This window comes from Bacillus sp. L_1B0_5 (genome assembly GCF_000836715.1).
In the GTDB taxonomy this organism is placed as follows: domain Bacteria; phylum Bacillota; class Bacilli; order Bacillales; family Bacillaceae_G; genus Bacillus_A; species Bacillus_A thuringiensis_S.
Map to the genome: position 1 here is coordinate 1 of NZ_JXIS01000206.1, position 1,081 is coordinate 1,081.

Consider the following 1,081-nt stretch of genomic DNA (forward strand, 5'->3'; position numbering starts at 1 on the left):
ATGGGATACAATACTCACAGTTTTAGATCCGATTATTTCGGCAATTTCAACAGTTTTAGAAGCAGGTTGGCTACTCATTCAAGCAGGGGCACAAATTGCATGGGCGGCAATATCTCAATATATTATACAGCCGATCCAGGAAGCGTATGATTGGATAAGTGCAAAAATTGGTGAATTAGTCACATGGCTTAGTACGCAGTGGGAACTTATAAAGGCTGCTGCACAAGTTGCTTGGGGTTTATTTAAACAATATATTACTCAACCTGTTCAAGAAGCATGGGATTGGGTTAAAGAACAGATCGGTATGCTTGTTTCTTGGCTAAATTCACAATGGGAAACAGTTAAATCATATACTTCTGCAGCATGGAATCTAGTAAAACAATATGTCATTCAGCCTGTTCAGGAATTGTGGAATGCAACGAAAGAAAAATTGAATGATTTAGCGAATTGGATACTAGGTAATTGGGCCAAAATCCAATCTTATACACTTACGGCATGGAATCTAGTTTATAAATATATTATTGATCCAGTGATTTCAGCTTATAATTCTGCAAAAGAGAAGTTCAATGATATGTACAATACGGCGCGGGAAAAATTTGATTCTGTAAAGAATGCAGCGCAAGAAAAATTTGATGCAGCAAAGAGATTTATCGTTGATCCGATAAAAGATGCGGTAGATAAAGTAAAGGGATTCATTGATAAAATCAAAGGGTTTTTCAGTGATTTGAAATTAAAGATTCCGAAACCGGAAATGCCTAAAATGCCACACTTCAGTCTGCAGACTAGTACGAAAAATATTTTGGGTAAAGACATTACTTTCCCATCTGGGATCGATGTGCAATGGCGTGCAAAAGGTGGTATTTTTACTCGGCCAACTATCTTTGGAATGAGTAATGGTCAGTTGCAAGGTGCAGGAGAAGCGGGGCGAGAAGCAGTTTTACCGTTGAATAAAAAGACATTAGGTGAGATTGGTGAAGGAATTGCAGCAACGATGTCTACTGAACCAACTGTAATTAATATTTATAATCCTTCAGTGAGGGATGATCGTGATATTGACCGCATGGTCGGAAAAATAGATGAT

Annotated in this window: 1 pseudogene; it reads left to right on the forward strand. The window is 37.8% G+C overall.

What is annotated here, in order from left to right:
• Positions 1-1,081 (forward strand): annotated as a pseudogene (locus RT27_RS35615) (phage tail tape measure protein); the annotation flags it as partial.